Below are 16,278 nucleotides of genomic sequence, written 5' to 3'. Positions count from 1 at the left end.
GGCCGGATGAAAGAATATGTGAGTGAACCCGCATGAGTCCTTGATTCCGTTGCTGGGCCGAGGCCCGGACCCGGAACAGCTGCGTCATGTGCGGACGATCCCGGCCCGCGAGGCCGTCAATGCGCCGTGGCCGGAGTGGTCCCACCCGGATCTCGTGAACGCGTACGGTTCCCTGGGCATCCACGAGCCCTACCTTCACCAGGTCCAGGCCGCCGAGCTGGCCCACGCCGGAGAGCACGTGGTCATTGCCACCGGCACGGCGTCCGGCAAGTCACTGGCCTATCAGTTGCCTGCCCTGGACGCGATCCACCGTTCCGAGCTCAGGGTCCTGTCCGATCCCGGGAAAATCCACGACGACGGCGCCGTGGCCCTCTACCTGTCCCCCACCAAGGCACTGGCCGCCGACCAGCTAGCAGCGATCCGGGCGCTGAAGCTCCCCACCGTCCGTGCCGAAACCTACGACGGCGACACCGATCCCGCTTCCCGGCGCTGGATCCGGGACCATGCGAACTTCATCCTCGCCAACCCTGACATGCTGCACTTCGGCATCCTCCCGAACCATGCGTGGTGGGCCAAGTTCTTCAGGCGCCTCCGCTATGTGATCGTGGATGAGGCCCACAGCTACCGCGGAGTCTTCGGCTCCCACGTCGCAAACCTCATGCGCCGGCTGCGTCGAATCTGTGCGTACTACAGCCCCGGCGGCTCGCATCCCGGACCCGTGTTCATCGCGGCGTCCGCCACGGCCTCTGACCCCGAGCAGTCTTTCGGCAGGCTGATCGGCGCACCAGTTCGTGCCGTTTCCGAAGACAGCTCCCCCCACGGGTCCACCACCGTGGCGTTTTGGGAACCTGCCCTGACAGAACTCCGGGGCGAAAACGGTGCCAAGGAGCGCCGGACCGCCGTCGCCGAGACCGCCGACCTGCTGGCCAATCTGGTGTCCTCCCGCACCCGGACTATCGCATTCATCAAGTCCAGGCGCGGGGCAGAGACAATTTCCGCCATCGCCAAGCGCCTCCTCGACGAGGTGGACCCCAGCCTGCCGCAGCGAGTGGCCGCCTACCGCTCGGGCTACCTGCCTGAGGAGCGACGGGCGCTGGAAAAGGCTCTGCGCTCGGGTGAACTGCTGGGCGTCTCGAGCACGTCGGCGCTGGAACTGGGCATCGACATTTCCGGACTTGACGCCGTGCTGGTCGCAGGCTGGCCGGGCACCCGCGCGTCGTTGTTCCAACAGATCGGCCGGGCGGGCCGCGCCGGCCAGGACGCGATCGCGGCCTTCGTGGCCAGCGACGACCCGCTGGACACGTACCTGGTGAACCACCCCGAGGCGATTTTCGACGTCTCGGTGGAAGCCACGGTCTTCGATCCCTCCAATCCATATGTCCTGGGCCCGCACCTGTGCGCCGCCGCTGCGGAACTTCCCCTCGGATTCGCCGAGTTGGAGCTCTTCGGGGCCACGTCGGAAAAGCTGCTGGACCGGCTGGTTCTGCAGGGCTACCTGCGCAAACGGCCGGCCGGATGGTTTTGGACCCATCCGCAGAGTGCCGCCGCCATGGTGAACCTCCGGGCCGACGGCGGTGGGCCGGTGAGCATCGTGGATGCCGAGACGGGCTCCTTGCTCGGCACCATGGATTCGCCCCAGACCCATTACCAGGCCCACACCGGCGCCATCTACGTCCACCAGGGCGACAGCTACGTGGTGGAGGACCTGAATGAGGACGATCACTGTGTGATGGTGCGCCGGGCGAACCCCGACTACTACACCACCGCACGGGACGTGACCCAGATCGAGGTCCTCGAAACGGAACGCACCACCCAGTGGGGCGATGTGGCCGTGCATTTCGGCGACGTGAAAGTAACAACCCAGGTGGTTTCCTTCCAGCGCAAGGCATTGATTTCGAACGAGATCCTCGGCGAAGAACCCCTGGAACTGGGCGCCAGGGACCTGTTTACCAAGGCGGTCTGGTTTGTCGTGGACAACCGCTCGCTGACCGGCGCGGGGCTGATCGAGGCACAGTTCCCCGGAGCCCTGCACGCTGCCGAGCACGCGGCCATCGGCCTCCTGCCGCTCGTGGCTTCCAGCGACCGCTGGGACATCGGAGGAGTGTCCACGGCCATTCACGCCGACACCGGAGTGCCCACCATCTTTGTCTACGACGGCCATCCCGGCGGGGCCGGCTTCGCCGAACGCGGCTACGACAAGGCCAGGTTGTGGCTGACCGCCACGCGCGACGCCATCAAGGCCTGCGAATGCGAGTCCGGCTGCCCCTCCTGCGTCCAGTCACCCAAGTGCGGCAACAAGAACAACCCGCTCGACAAGGACGCTGCCGTGACACTGATCGACGTGCTGCTCAAAGACGCCAGCGAACTGATGCATGCCGGCAACCCCGGCACTACGGCGTCCGCCGCCGTGACGCCGGGAGATGAGCCCGCCCAACCGCTCCGGGCCTGAACCTCGCCCCGGCCGCACTTCGGCGGCGGCACGGCGGCGGCACGCCGGCGGGGCCAGCCGCGGGCAGATTCGCGGTTCCTGGCATCCGGCAGGGAAGGGGGAATTGCTCACGGTGTACTCCCGCTCCCCGGCGCAGGGGGCGGTCCCGCTCGGGCCAGCCCTGTGGCCACCCCGAGGAATGGTCCCGCGCTAAGCTCGGTGCGGACCTGAACTGTGGTGTCCGGGCCTTCAGAACAGGCAATCATCGCGGCGTTGTTCTTCAGAGCGACCTCCCTGGCCACTGCGCAGGGCTCGCCGGACGTGATTCCCCGTGCCGCGTCCGCGGCGGCCAGCGCCGCGAGATCGGCAGCCGCGGCAGCCCTTGACGCCGCGACGGCCGATTGGGCAAGAAGCAGCAGCAAGACCACAGCCATGATGACCACCAGCCCGAGTCCCAGGGCCAAGACGGTCCCCGAGCCCCGCTCTGAAGGCAGGCAGCGGTGCGGGGCACGGACGGGAGCCGGATTTCGGGGCCGCGGCCGGTGGGCCCGGGCATGCGCGGCCGGCATCAGGTGTCCTGCCACGGGGTAGGGGATGCACCATCCAGCCGGGGCTGTTGTGCCGCGCCGGGCGCCTCCGAACGCGCCCACGCACTGGCGCTGAGTGCCCACGGAATCAGGGACCCGACTGCCCCGGGGACGCGGCCGGTAACGGTGACCCTGCGCCATTCGCCGTCGAGCGTCACCTCGGATCCTGCAGTTTCGCCGGCGAGCCGTCGGACAATCTCTCCGACTTCGCCGGCCCCGGCTCCCCTCGCCAGTGCACGGGCACCGCCGCGGGCCGCTTCCTCGACGCGGAGTTGCGTCACCCCGGCCGCCGAACCCGCGAGCAGCAGGGCGAGCAGCAGGACGACCGAGGGCAACGCCACGGCGAACTCGGCAGTGACGGCCCCGCGGCACTCCGTGGTTGGCGGCGGCTCCCCCCTGTGCGCACTCCTTTCAGCGCGCCAGATTTCGTTCATGGCAGCGTGAGCGCTGTCCGGATGAGGTTCAGGAGGAAACCGCGGACCTCATCGCTGCGCATGATGAAGACGAGGACCCCGGCGAACCCCACGGCAGCGAGGGTTGCGATGGCATATTCGGCGGTGGCCATTCCCGCCTGCGCGGACGCCGGCCCGGAGCGTCCGTGCGGTTGAACGGGAACCACCGAGCTGGCGCCGGGATAGATTTCATACACCTCGGCACCGCCGCCCTCCCCCGAATCCATGCGATTTGCGGCGGTGCGATTTGCAGCGGGTGTGTCCTGATTGATTGACATCTTTTTTCCTTCCACGGGACACCGGCCTGATCGCCGGCTGATTCGACTCTCCCGGCTTGGGCGTTGCGCCGTAAGCCCGCGTCTGCGCCAAGTGGAAAACATGCCCGAAGGTGGCGGCGTGGCCTGCTGTGGAGGAGAACTGGCCGGCGGTCACCGGACGGCCAACGGACCGCAAGGCACCGGCCAGGCCGTGCCCGGCTCGCCACAGCACTGAACCCGAGGGGCTGCGGTCCGTACTGCGACGACAGTCTCTCGGGTTCAGTTGGGTGTTCAGAACTTCACGTAGGCCTTGCTAGGGGAGGAAGTACCCCGCGAGGTCGGCGATGAACTGGGCGGATCCCCCGGACCGGTTGAACAACGCCACCTTTCCGTCAGGACCGAGCGGGACCGAGACCAGGTTCGGCACGGTCTGTCCGGTGGCGAAGTTCAGGTTGGACGCATTGGGCCGTGCTGAGCCGGCCGGGTAGGCGGTGGCGAAGCCGAAGGACTTGGGCGAGGTGACCGTCAAGTTGAAGACAGCAGCCAACGCACCTGCCGGTACGCCGCGGGCCCCTGCGACCTGGAAGGACACCGGCGAATCCGCTGCGACCGAGAAGGTGTTCCGGGTATCCAGGATCCGGAGCGGTCCCATCGCCTTGAACGCACCCGTAGCAGTGGGCGTTCCCGGCAGGTAGTACCCTGCCACGTCGGCGATCAGGTGAGTCGTACCGGAGGACCTGTTGAACAGCGCGACCTTTCCGTTAGCACCCACGGGCACCGTGACCAGGTTAGGCACCGTCTGGCCTGCGGAGAAGTTCAGGTTGGACGCGTTGGGCCGCGCCGTTCCGGAAGGGTAGGCGGTCACGAAGCCCAGGGAACGTGCCTGGGTCACCGTCAGGTTGAACACCACCGCAGATACTGATGCCGGGATTCCGTTGACCCCCGCGACCTGGAAGGACACCGCTGAATCCGCACCGACAGCCGATGAGTTCCTGGTGTCCAGAAGCCGGGCGGGAGAAACGCCCTTGAACGAGCCCGCCGTGCTGGGTGTTCCGGTGACGTAATAGCCCGTCACGTCGGCGATCAGCTGGGACGATCCCGAGGACCGGTTGAACAGCGTGACCTTTCCGTTGGCGCCCACGGGAACCGTGACCAGGTTGGGCACAGTCTGCCCGGCGGAGAAATTCAGGTTGGACGCGTTGGGACGCGCTGTGCCGGACGCGTAGGCGGTGATGAATCCGACGGAGCGCGGTTGCGTCACAGTGAGGTTGAAGACGACGGCGGACACTTGGGCAGGGATGCCGTTGACCCCCGCGACCTGGAACGACACGGCAGAATCCCTAGCGACAGGAGAGCCGTTCCGGGTGTCCAGGACACGGGTGGGAGCGATGGGATTGAACGTTCCCGGAAGCTGGCCACCGGCCTTGCCGGCCTTGATGACGACGTCGTCAATGTAGCTGTCGCCGGCCTGCCGTCGGTGCTCCGCGCCGAGTTGCATCTTGGTGACGGCGTTAAAGCGGGTGGCGACCTGTTTGCTGGAATAGACGGTCTTTCCGTCGAACAAGACCTCGACCGTGGAGGAGGCTCCGTTGGGAACGACGTGCATGACCAGATGATGCCACGTGCCGAGCGGGACGTTCACCTTCATCGGCGTGTATTTCAGTGTTCCGTCAGGCGCCGCCACGCGCAGCCACAGGGCGCCGGCAGCGCCGTTATCGCGGAAGACATCCACGAACCGGGTGTTCCCGTTGAAGAAGCGGAAGTAGGGGACGTTGTTGCCCGCGACGCCTGGCTTGGTGACGTTGAACCAGCCGTCGGCGTAGACGTCGTTGCTGCCGGCAGGAAGCGGCGCGGAGAAATTGGCCAGGGAACCGGCCGCCGTCGTGACGTGAACATGGGCCGAGCAGCGGCCCGAGTGTTGCTCAGCGGAGGAGACATCGGCCGTGCCGGTCCCGGCCGTGGCTGGCGCGCTGAAGCCTGCGGTCGTGAGGCTTCCCGACTCGAAGTTCGTGGCAATCACCGTTCTGCCCGGGAATTGGTTGGTCGGTTGCGGCGCTCCCGGCTGGCAGGTCGGCACGGCGGCGGACGCCGGACTGGCACCGACCACCAAACCGGCCAACACTAGTAGGTTGAGCGCTGCAATCACGCCCGTTTTTTGCAGTCGAATCATTGATCTGCCCCCCTGGCATGGCTCCCACACGGTACGAGACCCCAGTAACTCCGGGATTCGAGGCGCCATGGAAGCGCTGTGAGTAGCCGACGCACGAGACCGCTCATACTCCGACGGTGCCTGCCCCAACGGTATCCCCCAGCAACTTGAATAAACCTTGGGCCCCGGCGCTCCCCCGGGCCGGCGGCGTCAGGCCGGGAGCAGCCCCAGGAGGACGGGCACCACGCCGAGGCACACAAACGCCGGCAGGGAGCACAGGCCCAGCGGCACCACGAGTTTCACGCCGAGCGCCGCCGCACGCTGCTCGGCAGCCCTGTTGCGTTCGCGGCGAAGCCGGGCCGCCTGGGCATAGAGGAGCGCCGAGGAGGGGGCGCCGGTGAGAGCGGCGAAGCAAAGGGCGTCACGCAGGGCGAGGAGCTGGTGCGCCCGGGCACCGGAACTGCGCCATGCGGTGTCCCAGTCGGCGCCGATTGCGAGTGCCGACACAACCGGCCGAAGTTGCCGCCCGAGTTCCGGTGGCACCAGGGCGGCGACGAGTTCGAGGGACCGGCCAAGCCCGGCACCTGCATCCAGCATGGCGCCGATCAGTTCCAGCATCATGGCGGTATCCCGCAGACCTGGGAAGCTGTGACGTCCGTGCCGGCCGGCGTCGGGGGGCACCGGGCTTCGGGCGGCCGGGTCAGCCGCGGCCCGAAAATGGCGCCGGAGCCGCAGGCGGACACGGTCCGGGCGGGCGAGGACCACGATGACTGCACCGGCGAGGCTCGCGGCCACCACGAATCCGGCCAGTTCGGGCCTCACGGCAGCCGCGGCGTCACGATGGGGATTCCGCCGCGGCCCGGACGAGCCTTGAGGACCACAGCCGGCCGACGGCGGTCAGTGCCAAACCTGCGGCCAACGCCGCGAGGCCCCAGGGGTTTGTCAGCAGTGTCGCCACCGGATCCACGCCGAGCAGCAGGCCCAGAGCCAGGCCCGACAGCGGGAGCCAAGTCAGCAGACGGACAGTTGCGCGGGGCCCCGCCAAGGCGGTCTGCCGGGCGGCCTCGGCGTCGTCCTCCGTCTCAAGGTGGGCGGCAAAGCGCGCCAGGACATCGGCCAGCGGGCAACCGCTGGCCTCGGCCGTGTCAAAACATGCGGCGAGCTCGCCCCAGACGCGAACCTCGCGGCGGGCCCGCACGCCCACGGCCCCCATGCCTGCGAGGGCGGTGCCCTCACCCGCTGTTCCGCCGGAGACCTCGCGACGGATGGCCGCGGCCACGGAGGACCCGCGCAGGGCGGCCGCGCGCGCGGCCGCCAGGATCCTGAGGGACTCCTGGCCGAGGACCGCTCCGGAGCCTGCGCGGGCCCGGTCGCGGGCGGACCCGTGACCCGCCATGTGGCCCGCGGACCAGCCCCGCGCAGCGTCCCCGCCGTACAGGACCCACAGTTCGTCCCACAGCCGGGCGGGGATGCGTCCGCCCTTCAGCAGCGCGGCCAGCTGCTGGACCACGGCGGTCATTGGGACGGGTCCGGCGCCTGCGTTTCCACCGCGCACACGGCCGAATCTTTCACGGGCACCTCGCCGGCGGGATCGCGGCTGCCCGTCGGCGGCGGAACTTCCCGTGCCGGTTCCTTGCAATGCCCTGCGGGTACGCTGACCGGCCGCGCGCGGGGAGGGAAATGCCAGCCACACGGCCAGGGCCAAAGCGATGATCAGGAGGGCGGTCATGGCAGCGTCCATTACCTCGGGGGTTCCTGTCCGGAACCCGGCGGGCGCTCGGCCGGCCGCGCCTCCTCTAGCTCGGAGGGGCCGGCCCCGGCCAACCCGGGATCCAGGCCGAGACGGTGCGCCAGCTGCGGCCAGGCCCGGCCGAAGCGGAGGCGGCCCTGTTGGATCTCCAGTGCGGCGGTGACGGCCAGGCCCGAGTCGTCGGCCTCCATGATTCCAATGCTCGCGATCTGGCGCCCGGTATCCGTCCGCTCGACATGCACGACGGCGTCGATCGCACTGGCGACCTGCAGCCGTACCGCGTCCTGGCCCATGCCGGCGAGCGCGCCAAGGGCAGCCAACCGGGCAGGCACAGCCGCGGCCTCATTCGCGTGGATGGTCCCGCCGCCTCCGGTATGGCCGGTGTTCATGGCCGAGAGCAGCTCGCGGACCTCAGCGCCGCGGCATTCGCCCACCACGAGCCGGTCCGGCCGCATCCTCAAGGCCTGGCGGACCAGTTCGCCCAGGTCCACGGCACCGCCGCCTTCCAGGTTTCCGTGCCGGGATTCCAGCGAGACGACGTGCGGGTGGACCGGATTCAGTTCCGCGGCGTCCTCAATCAGGACGAGCCGCTCCCCGGGGTGGCAGAGTCCGAGCAGCGTCGCCAGCAACGTGGTTTTCCCGGAGCCGGTGGCCCCGCTGATGAGGAAGCTCAGCCTGGACGCCACCATGCGCTCGAGCACGGATTGGACCAGGCCCCCGACAGTCCCGGTCCCGAACATGCCGTCGCGTCTCAGCTCGGGCAGGGAGAAGACCGTGGCGCGGCGGATGCGCACACTCAGGAGCGTTCCGGCCGTGGAAATGGGCGGCAGCACCGCATGCACCCGGTAGCCGCCGTCGAGCCGGACGTCGACGCACGGCGAACCGTCATCCAGGCGGCGGCCGCCGGCTGCCACCAGCCTCGCGGCGAGGGCCCGGATCTGCGGCTCCCCGGAAAAGACGACCGACGCCTTTTCCAGACCGCCGCCGCGGTCCAGCCACACCGAGTCCGGCGCGTTGACAAAGATGTCCGTCACGGCGGGGTCCCGGGTGAGGGGCTGCAGGGGGCCCAGGCCGTTCAGTTCGGCGCTGATGCTTTCCACCGCAGCCAGGGCGCCGGCCGTGCCGAGCAGCCGTCCGCTCGCCTGGACCGCGGCAGCGACCCGCGACGGGGTCACCGGGGAGGCATCTGCCATGACAGACTCGCGCACGGACTCCAGCAGCGTCTGGTCGAGAAATCCCTGCGAACGGCGGCGGCCCGGTGCGCGCCGGGTGGGCTGTTCGGTGTCGGCGGGTTCCGCGGCCTCATGGGCACTCATGAGTCATCTCCTCCGTTCAGGTCAAGGACTCCGGCGGCGAACCGGCGGACGGCGCGCTGCCGGCCGGCTTCCAGAAGGCGGCCGAGTTCAGTTGCTCCGGCCAGACCCCTGATGTCCGGCATGATGCCCTGAAGGACAAGCCCCACGGAGTCCGCTAGCAGCGGCGCTTCCAAGGCGGCGCCGGGACTGGCCCGGACCACGAGCGCCGTGTCCACGGGAGGCAGCTCCTGCAGCAGCCAGGCTGTGGCGACGGCGGCCCGCAGCCGGGCGGGCGCAACAACGATAATCCGGTCGCATTCCCCGGCGAAGGCCCGGAGTGCCTCCCGATCCCGGCCAATATCCAGTACGACCAGCTCGCAGCCGCGGCGGGCGGCATCGAGAACCGCGGCCACGGTGCTCGCGTCCACACCGGCGGCACGGTCCCGGGTCCCCGGCCACGACAGGAAGGAGAATCCGCCGGCGACCGGCAGCGCATCGTCCAGCTGGGCGGGGTCGATGCTGCCGCTCACCCCGGCCAGATCCGGCCAGCGGAGCCCATGGGCGTCCTCGGCGGCCAACGCCAGTTCCAGGCCGCCACCCCAGGGGTCGCCGTCGATCAGCAACACGCGGATCCCGGTTCCGGCGGCGGACTGGGCGATCCAGATGGCGGCCGTCGTGGCCCCGGCACCGCCGCAGCCGCCTGTGAGACCCAGCACGAGTCCACCGGCTTCCGGCGCGCGGGACCTGCTCAGGTGTTCCGCCAGCCAGGCGGCCGCGTCCGGCAGCACCGCGACGCGTTCGGCCCCGATGGCGGCGGCCAGATGCCACAGCCCGTCCCCGTCACCTTTGAGGCCGAGCAGCACAGCAGGGGCCCTCCGCCGGGGCGGCAACTCGCGGATGTCGCTTCCCACCAGCACGGCGGCCGCTGCGTCCCAGAACGGTGCGGCCTCGGCAACGTCCTGCACCGTCCGCAACTGGCCGCCGGCCGCAGCGACGATGCGTTCCACCTCGCTGCGCAGCACATCGACCCCGGTGACGAGCAGGGTTTCCGCAGAATCCCCGGGGATCCAGGGCCCCGGCCCAGGCGGGGGCGGCGTGCCTGGACCACGTTCCTGGTGCCTGTTCATGCTGCCACTTTGCCCGGACCGGAAGCGCAGCGTAACCGCCGTCGTGGGCTATGTGGACAAGCTTCGCGGCTTTCCTGCACCCGAGACCAGGAAATGCGCACGGACCACGCCCCGGAGCAGGGCAGAATTGACCCTATGTACCTGCTGCTCGCTGCCCACGCCGACGGCGCGGCGCTGCAGCAACTCGCGGCGGATGGTGTCCCTGAACCGTCCAATCCGGAACCCCGGGTTGTCAGGGCCGGCGACCTCGCCGCAGTTGTGCGCGGGCTCGAGGAGCGGCAGCCGCGTTGGATCTGGCACCGCACGCAGGACTGGTACCCGGCGCTGCTGGGCGCCGGGGTGGAACTCGAGCGCTGCTACGACCTCACGTTGTGCGGGTCGATCCTGGCCCACTCGGAGTTCACCGCCCACACCGGCTATGCGCAGGCGGCGGAGAAGCTGACGCAGGATGACGAGCTGCACCAGCCGCCGCGGGGCCTGCAGCCCCCCGCCCCGCCGCCGGAACAGGGTGCCTTGTTCGACGCCCCGACTCCTGGTCGGCGCCCCGGCCAGTCCCTTGAGGCTCTTCGCGCCGAGTACGCCGCCCAGCAGGAGGCGCTGAGGCAGGCGGGGTCGGCCGCGGGCACGGCGATCGTCGCCGACGCCGGCCGGCGCCAACGGCTGCAACTGCTGCTCGCTGCGGAATCCGCCGGGGCCATGATCGCGGCTGAAATGCAACACACCGGCGTCCCGTGGCGGGAGGAACTGCACGAGCGGATTCTCGCGGATCACCTCGGACCCCGCCCGGCTCCGGGCCAGCGTCCGGCCAAACTCGAATCGCTCACGGCCGAACTCCGGCTGCTGCTGAAGTCGCCGGCGCTGAACCCGGACTCCCCGCAGGAGCTCATGCGCGCCCTGCACCGCAACGGCATCGAAGTGAAGACCACCCGCCAGTGGGAGCTGAAGGAATCCAGCCACCCCGCGATCGTGCCGCTGCTGGCCTACAAGAAGCTGGCCCGTCTCCACGCTGCCAATGGCTGGGTGTGGCTGGATACGTGGGTGAAGGACGGCAGGTTCCAGCCCGAGTACGTGGTGGGCGGCGTGGTGTCCGGCCGGTGGGCGTCCCGGGGCGGCGGGGCGCTGCAGATCCCGCGCCAGGTCCGCGGCGCCGTCCACGCCGATCCCGGCCACAAACTGATCGTTGCCGACGCCTCGCAGCTGGAACCGCGGGTGCTGGTGGCGCTGGCGCAGGATTCCAAAATGGCCGAGGCAGCCCGGGACAAGGACCTCTATGCGGGCATTGCCGCACAGGGCTTCGGCGGCGACCGGGCCAAAGCCAAGGTTGCCCTCCTCGGGGCAATCTACGGGGCGACCACGGGCGAGTCCGGACGGCTAATGCCGCAACTGGCCCGCACCTACCCCCGCGCCGTGGGCTTCGTCGAGCAGGCTGCCCGCGACGGCGAAGCCGGCAGGACCGTCACCTCTCGGCTGGGCCGGAGCAGCCCGCCGCCGTCGGAACGCTGGCTGCAGAGCCAGCACTCCACCACCGCGGAAGAACAGCGCCGGGCGGACTCAATCGCACGCTCACGCGGCCGCTTCACCCGGAACTTCGTGGTCCAGGGCTCGGCCGCTGACTGGGCGGCGTGCTGGCTCGCGGAACTGCGACGCCGGCTGCGCGCCATGCGGTCGGACGGCGCAGCCGCTGGCGAACTGGTGTTCTTCCTCCACGACGAAGTCATGGTCCACTGTCCCGAATCCGCCGTCGGTGACTGCATCAAGGCGATCGAGGAGTCCGCAACTGCCGCCAAGGAGCTGTTGTTCGGCCGCATTCCGGTGGAATTTCCGGTCAGCGTGGCCGTCGTGGACTCGTACGACAACGCCAAATGAGTGACCGATATCACTGCCTGTAACGTACCGGTCGGTAGCGTTGTGTGGGCTCCGTCACCGGGCTACCCTCGAGAAGGCCGGCGAATTCCCGTACGAACCGCCGGCTATTGCAACGACGCAAGGGATATTGGGGAGGCACAGGTTTGGCTGGCACTTTTGAGATCGCGCAGGCTGGCGACAAGGCATATTTCTTCAGGCTGACGGCGGCGGATGGCACGGTAGTGGCCGTGTCCCCGCTCTTCAGCTCCATCAAAAGCGCGGCGGCGGGCATCAACGCCGTGCGCGAGAATGCCGCGACAGGCCTGGTTGTGGATCGTTCCGGTACGCACAGGCGAGTCGCCGCCAGCAGGGCAGGAGGACGGGCACTCGCTCCCCTTGCGGGCAGGGCGGTGGCCACCAGCTAGCAGTGCGGTGGCCTGCGGGCTTCACACATCGATCCCGTAGAGCCGCGCACGGTCCCAGGGAACGGCCCAGCCCAGCTGTTCAAAAAGCTGGTTCAGGATCATCCCGGTAAAACCCCACACCACCACGCCGTTGACGGTGAAGGCGGGGCTCTGGAACGTCTGTCCGGCCCGGCTGACCGTTGCCATCACCCGGTTGTCCGGGTCCAGCAGGTCCCGGACCGGAACACGGAACACCTGCGCGGATTCACCGTAGTCGACCACCCGGACCGGCGATTGGGCGGCCCACCAGGCCAGGACCGGGGTGACCAGGAAATTTCCCCGGGGCAGCGCCAGTTCAGGCATCACGCCGAGCACGTCCACGCCCGCAGGGTTCAGCCCGGTCTCCTCTTCCGCCTCGCGAAGGGCCGCATCGACCACGGATTCACCCGGGTCGATCCCGCCGCCTGGAAACGCCACCTGTCCGGGATGGTCCTCCAGGGTTTGGGCCCGCTGCAGCAGCAGCACGTCCAAATCGGCGGGAGCAAGCAACTTCTCGGACAACGCCGGAACGTTGTCCAGCGCGCCAAAGAGCATGAGCACGGCGGCCCTGCGGACCCGCTCTCCGGGTTCGACGGCGAGTTCCCGCCAGCGCGGATCCGGGGCCGGCGCCGTCCCCGCCTCCACCGCGGCAACGAGGTCGGCGAGGTCCTGGCGCGCGGTCACGGCTGCTTCCTCTGCGATTCCATCCGGATTTCGGCGGCGCGGTGTGTCTCGGCCCGCAACCGGGCCAGCAGCTCCTCCTGCCCGGGGGCGAGTTCGTACTTCAGCAGCTTCTTTGCCTTCTCCGGGTCGGTCTCGCCGGCGCCGTAACTGGGGCACCAGTTGGCGACGGCGCAGGCGCCGCAGGCCGGCTTGCGTGAGTGGCAGACGCGGCGGCCGTGAAAGACGACGCGGTGCGAGAGCATGGTCCAGTCCTTCGGCTCGAACAGCTCAGCGACGTCGGACTCAATCCGGACCGGATCATCGGACTCCGTCCAGCCAAAGCGCCGCGCCAGGCGGCCGAAGTGGGTGTCCACCGTGATGCCCGGGATGCCGAAGGCATTGCCCAGCACGACGTTCGCGGTTTTCCGCCCGACGCCGGGCAGCGTCACCAGGTCCTCCAGCCGGCCCGGCACCTCGCCGTCGTACTCGTCCACAAGCCGGGTGCACAGCGCGAGGAGATTTCTGGCCTTGGCGCGATAGAAACCGGTGGGCTTGATGATGGCCTCCAGCTCGGCCGGATCCGCCTCCGCCATCCGCCGCGCATCCGGGTAGCGCGCGAACAGCAGGGGCGTGATCTGGTTGACCAGCACGTCCGTGGTCTGAGCGGACAGCACGGTAGCTATCACGAGCTCGAACGGGCTGCGGAAGTCCAGCTCCGCGTGGGCATAGGGGTACTGTTCCGCGAGTTCCCGGTTGATCCGGCGCGCGCGGCGCTTGAGTGCCAGGACAGACTCCCCGGACGCCCGCGGCGGACGGGTCTTGGCGTTCCCAGGGTCCGGGGGGCCGGATACCGTGCTGCCGGATGCCGTGGTCACGGGGGCGGGCTAACCGCGTTCGATGTTGCTGAGGTCCCGCAAAACGCCGAGCCGGCCGTCGGTGTGCTGAACCAGGAATTCGTTGCCGCGGTCCTCAAGGGCAAGGACCCAGCCGCCGGGTTCAATGACGAACGCCGGGGCTCCGGTGCGCTCGTCGACGGCGGTGCGGGGCTGTGCGACGGCGAACCAGAACGCCTCGTGCACCGGGTGGACATCGTGCTCCGCGGGCCGGCTCGCGGGATCCACGGTGGCGCCGATGGGCTCCTGCGCCCGGACCTGCTCCTGGGGCCGGACCTGGGGGTTGACGGTGGTGGGCGCACTGCCGCCGGCAGCCGCCGGGACGCCGGCAGCCTGGGTTTGCTCAGCGGCGGGCGGGGTCTGCGCAAGGGGTGCCGCGGCACTGGCGGCAGCGGCACCGGCAGCGGCAGGGACGCCGGCAGTCCGGGTCTGTTCCGCGGCGGACGGGGCCGACACGGCGGACGGGGCCGGCGTCGACGGCGTTGACGCGGCCGACGGCGCTGCAGCAGCCGCGCCGGCGGCTGGTACAACGCCCGAGATCTGGGTCTCCGGCGCGCTGGGAGCCGCAGCCCCCGGGGCCGCAGCGGATGCCGCGCCCGCGGAAGGGGTCCCGGCTGAAGGCGCCCCGACTGAAGGCGCGGCCGGTGAAGTTGCCGCCGGTGCGGTTGTCTGGCCGTAGGTGGCCAGGCCGCCGCTGGCCGGGCCGCCGGTGACCTGGCCGGCGGTGGCCGGGCCGCCGCTGGTCGGGCGCTTGGCCCAGCCCGCGGCCGCCCCGGACTCGGCCGCAGCGGATGCGGTTGCCCCGGATGCCGCCGCCTTGGATGCACCTGTTCCCGCGGAGTCCTTGGCTGTTTTGGGCTGCTTCGGCGTCTTGGGCGCACGGGGCTTGTGCACGGGGGCGACAGCTTCACGGGCCACGACGTGGGCAGGCGTTTCCTCGCGGCCCAGGAAGTCACCGGCAAAGAACGGGATCCAGCGGGCCAGCACGGTGGCCGCGAAGAGCCCCAAGGCGCCAAGGAGCGCTATCAGCATGCTCGGCACGAACGCCCCGGCGACGGCAAGGAAGAAGAAGGCCAGCGTGAAGGACGCCACGACGGACGCGAACTGGTCGATCGACAGGGAGCCGATCCGGATCTTAGTCGACGGGCTGAGGCGGCGGGCCACGAACAACGCGGTGACAATGAGCGGAAGCACGATGCCCAGGCCCAGGAAGAACAGGCTGCCCAGGTTCCACAGGTTGTAGGCGAAGGCGAACATCGGAATCAGCGAGGCGATGAAAAGAAGCAGCGTGGAGCCGAAGACGGTTAGGTCACGGATGGTGAAGGGACCGAGGACGGCTTCGTTTTTCTTCCCGGTCTTCTTGTCCACCGTGAAGCGTGGCGCATCCCCGAACCCGGCGGGCCCCGGCTGCGCCGTTCCGCCCTGGCTCTGGGCGGGCGCCCGGAGCTGCCCGTTGTCTTGCTCGTTCATTCCGTATCTCCTTAGCATGGCGGCGCTCTGGACAGCGCCGTCTAACGGCAGGCAAGGACAGTACCCAAGCGGGTCCTGTCGCCTCCATCGGATGTCACAACTTCATCTCAGCCTAGCCAAGTGGCTGGCCGATCACTAGCTGACAAGCCGAGGGCGGACACAGCAGAATTCTCCGGCTTTCCGAATCCCGGACGCTTGCGCCGGGCCGCCGTCCAGGGCCGCCAACGAACCACTCGGCGCTTAACAAACACCGCTCACGGCGCTGTTTGTGACGGGGCGCACGTTTGGTCGGACCCACGTATTAGTGTTTATTCCAGACAGCTCCAGCGGGCACTGCCGCGGTCTGCCGCCGCCCGACGCCGCGCATGCGGCCCGGCGTGGAGGCGACGCGCACGGCCGCGCAGCCCGGATCGATGAATGATGAGGTTCACCATGTCCCAGCAGACACCAGGCTCCATGGCCACGCAGGCGGCCAACGGCGACGCTTTCGAAAACCTGTCCCAGGAGAACCGCCGGTTCGCGCCTTCGGCCGAGTTCGCGGCGAATGCGGTGGTCACCGCCGGCGAGTACGCCGAGGCCGACGCCGACCGCCCCGCGTTCTGGGCAAAGCAGGCCCGGGAACTGCTGAGCTGGAGCAAGGACTTCACCCAGGCGCTTGACTGGTCCAACCCGCCGTTCGCGAAGTGGTTCGTCGGCGGGGAGGTCAACGCCGCCTACAACGCCCTGGACCGCCACGTCGAGGCCGGCCACGGGGACCGGGTGGCGATCTACTTCGAGGGCGAGCCCGGCGACACCCGCACCTACACCTACGCACAGCTCACCGAGGAAGTGAAGAAGGCCGCGAACGCCTTCGAGTCGCTGGGCGTGGCCAAGGGCGACCGCGTCGCGGTCTACCTGCCCATGATCCCCGAGGCCGTCA

15 protein-coding genes are annotated in these 16,278 nt (G+C 69.4%); 4 read left to right on the top strand and 11 right to left on the bottom strand.

Going from position 1 to position 16,278, the window contains the following annotated elements:
- Positions 1-22 precede the first annotated feature (22 nt).
- Positions 23-2,449: a DEAD/DEAH box helicase gene (locus LQV16_RS09850; RefSeq protein WP_229993710.1), complete on the top strand. Its 2,427-nt coding sequence runs from the start codon at positions 23-25 to the stop codon at positions 2,447-2,449.
- Positions 2,450-2,556: 107 nt separating this feature from the next.
- Here LQV16_RS09850 and LQV16_RS09845 read toward each other — a convergent pair whose 3' ends face one another.
- The 8 genes from LQV16_RS09845 to ssd form a co-directional block, all read right to left on the bottom strand.
- A complete protein-coding gene (locus LQV16_RS09845; RefSeq protein WP_290369358.1) occupies positions 2,557-2,922 on the bottom strand; it encodes an Rv3654c family TadE-like protein in 366 nt (121 codons plus the stop codon).
- A 74-nt stretch (positions 2,923-2,996) separates the two neighbouring features.
- On the bottom strand, positions 2,997-3,449 hold the full coding sequence (locus tag LQV16_RS09840) for a TadE family type IV pilus minor pilin (protein WP_229993709.1): 453 nt from the start codon (positions 3,447-3,449) through the stop codon (positions 2,997-2,999).
- Positions 3,446-3,745 (bottom strand): DUF4244 domain-containing protein, encoded by a 300-nt coding sequence (locus LQV16_RS09835; protein WP_229993708.1) that lies wholly within the window; start codon positions 3,743-3,745, stop codon positions 3,446-3,448. The genes LQV16_RS09840 and LQV16_RS09835 overlap by 4 nt, the downstream gene beginning before the upstream one ends.
- A gap of 292 nt (positions 3,746-4,037) precedes the next feature.
- Positions 4,038-5,744: a LamG domain-containing protein gene (locus LQV16_RS09830; RefSeq protein ID WP_229993707.1), complete on the bottom strand. Its 1,707-nt coding sequence runs from the start codon at positions 5,742-5,744 to the stop codon at positions 4,038-4,040.
- Positions 5,745-6,083: 339 nt separating this feature from the next.
- Positions 6,084-6,695 carry a type II secretion system F family protein gene (locus tag LQV16_RS09825; RefSeq protein ID WP_229993706.1) on the bottom strand — a complete coding sequence of 204 codons (612 nt, stop codon included), beginning with the start codon at positions 6,693-6,695 and terminating at the stop codon, positions 6,084-6,086.
- A 13-nt stretch (positions 6,696-6,708) separates the two neighbouring features.
- On the bottom strand, positions 6,709-7,602 hold the full coding sequence (locus LQV16_RS09820; RefSeq protein WP_229993705.1) for a hypothetical protein: 894 nt from the start codon (positions 7,600-7,602) through the stop codon (positions 6,709-6,711).
- Positions 7,603-7,613: 11 nt separating this feature from the next.
- A complete protein-coding gene (locus tag LQV16_RS09815) occupies positions 7,614-8,939 on the bottom strand; it encodes a TadA family conjugal transfer-associated ATPase (protein WP_229993704.1) in 1,326 nt (441 codons plus the stop codon).
- Positions 8,936-10,045, bottom strand: a complete 1,110-nt coding sequence (gene ssd, locus LQV16_RS09810) for a septum site-determining protein Ssd (RefSeq protein WP_229993703.1) — start codon at positions 10,043-10,045, stop codon at positions 8,936-8,938. Before ssd ends, LQV16_RS09815 begins: the two co-directional genes overlap by 4 nt.
- Positions 10,046-10,180: 135 nt before the next feature.
- Between ssd and LQV16_RS09805 the strand changes: the two genes are divergently transcribed.
- The gene (locus tag LQV16_RS09805; protein ID WP_229993702.1) at positions 10,181-11,911 is read left to right on the top strand and encodes a bifunctional 3'-5' exonuclease/DNA polymerase; all 1,731 of its coding nucleotides are present in this window, start codon (positions 10,181-10,183) and stop codon (positions 11,909-11,911) included.
- 143 nt (positions 11,912-12,054) lie between these two features.
- Positions 12,055-12,315: a DUF1508 domain-containing protein gene (locus LQV16_RS09800; RefSeq protein WP_356815737.1), complete on the top strand. Its 261-nt coding sequence runs from the start codon at positions 12,055-12,057 to the stop codon at positions 12,313-12,315.
- 21 nt (positions 12,316-12,336) lie between these two features.
- On the opposite strand, the gene LQV16_RS09795 is transcribed toward LQV16_RS09800, so the two are convergent.
- From LQV16_RS09795 to LQV16_RS09785, 3 genes are all read right to left on the bottom strand, one after another.
- Positions 12,337-13,017, bottom strand: coding sequence for a CoA pyrophosphatase (locus LQV16_RS09795; protein WP_229993701.1), 681 nt, complete (start codon positions 13,015-13,017; stop codon positions 12,337-12,339).
- Positions 13,014-13,781, bottom strand: a complete 768-nt coding sequence (gene nth / locus LQV16_RS09790) for an endonuclease III (protein ID WP_229993740.1) — start codon at positions 13,779-13,781, stop codon at positions 13,014-13,016. The genes LQV16_RS09795 and nth overlap by 4 nt, the downstream gene beginning before the upstream one ends.
- A gap of 99 nt (positions 13,782-13,880) precedes the next feature.
- Positions 13,881-15,359, bottom strand: coding sequence for a hypothetical protein (locus LQV16_RS09785; RefSeq protein ID WP_229993700.1), 1,479 nt, complete (start codon positions 15,357-15,359; stop codon positions 13,881-13,883).
- A gap of 432 nt (positions 15,360-15,791) precedes the next feature.
- On the opposite strand from LQV16_RS09785, the gene LQV16_RS09780 reads away from it, so the two are divergent.
- Positions 15,792-16,278, top strand: a 487-nt coding sequence (locus LQV16_RS09780) for an acetyl-coenzyme A synthetase N-terminal domain-containing protein (RefSeq protein ID WP_229993699.1), incomplete at its 3' end; no start/stop codon positions are given.

This window comes from Arthrobacter sp. Bi26 (assembly GCF_918697925.1).
Classification (GTDB): Bacteria; Actinomycetota; Actinomycetes; order Actinomycetales; family Micrococcaceae; genus Arthrobacter.
This window is presented reverse-complemented; position numbering and strand designations above follow the sequence as displayed.

Bases quoted from the DNA above. Each gene is read 5' to 3' on its own strand.
- LQV16_RS09805 (WP_229993702.1), top strand. From the start codon at position 10,181: ATGTACCTGCTGCTCGCTGCCCACGCCGACGGCGCGGCGCTGCAGCAA.
- LQV16_RS09785 (WP_229993700.1), bottom strand. From the start codon at position 15,359: ATGAACGAGCAAGACAACGGGCAGCTCCGGGCGCCCGCCCAGAGCCAG.
- LQV16_RS09820 (WP_229993705.1), bottom strand. From the start codon at position 7,602: ATGACCGCCCTCCTGATCATCGCTTTGGCCCTGGCCGTGTGGCTGGCA.
- LQV16_RS09835 (WP_229993708.1), bottom strand. From the start codon at position 3,745: ATGTCAATCAATCAGGACACACCCGCTGCAAATCGCACCGCCGCAAAT.
- LQV16_RS09815 (WP_229993704.1), bottom strand. From the start codon at position 8,939: ATGAGTGCCCATGAGGCCGCGGAACCCGCCGACACCGAACAGCCCACC.
- LQV16_RS09840 (WP_229993709.1), bottom strand. From the start codon at position 3,449: ATGAACGAAATCTGGCGCGCTGAAAGGAGTGCGCACAGGGGGGAGCCG.
- ssd (WP_229993703.1), bottom strand. From the start codon at position 10,045: ATGAACAGGCACCAGGAACGTGGTCCAGGCACGCCGCCCCCGCCTGGG.